Origin of the sequence: Thiolapillus sp. (genome assembly GCF_048562965.1) — a bacterium.
Lineage (GTDB): Bacteria > Pseudomonadota > Gammaproteobacteria > Chromatiales > Chromatiaceae > Thiolapillus > Thiolapillus brandeum_A.
Genome location: NZ_JBHNMF010001612.1, coordinates 1 through 532, shown reverse-complemented (window position 1 = coordinate 532; position 532 = coordinate 1). Strand labels below are relative to the sequence as shown.

The window sequence follows — 532 nt, the reverse complement described above, 5'->3', positions numbered from 1 at the left end:
ATTTTGCGATTACTGTGGGCACTGAGGCGGGCGCAGAAGCAATAGCCTGGAATATTGCAGCGACAACGGCTATCTCAACCACTGAAATGGCGGTGATTCAAACGGCTGTTCAGGCTGGATTGGGTGGACTTGCACAAGGAATTGCCGCAGAAGCTATGGGAGGCACTTTTGCTGATGGATTTGAGGCTGGTGCACTGAGTGGTTTGCAGTCGGGTATCTCCAGTGGTATTGGAGGAGCCAGCAGTCTGGACGGCCCATCCATCGGCAACCTGGGTGCTGGTATCACCGTCAAACGGGTGTTGGCTCATGGCCTGGTCGGCGGCGCCTTCGCCAGAGCCAGAGGTGACAGCTTTGGAAGTGGTTTTGCCACTGGCGTGTTTACCAAACTCAGTGCTGGGAAACTCTCGGAAAGCATTCCTGGAAAGTTTGGTGGTGCAGCAGCGTCGGCCATCATTGGCGGCACGGCCAGTACCCTGTCGGGAGGAAAGTTCGCAAATGGGGCACTGAGCGGGGCGTTTGGGTATTTGTTTAA

Annotated in this window: 1 pseudogene; it reads left to right on the top strand. The window is 55.6% G+C overall.

Features of this window, described 5'->3' with window-relative positions:
• A pseudogene (locus tag ACOCD2_RS25810) lies at window positions 1-532 on the top strand (hypothetical protein); the annotation flags it as partial.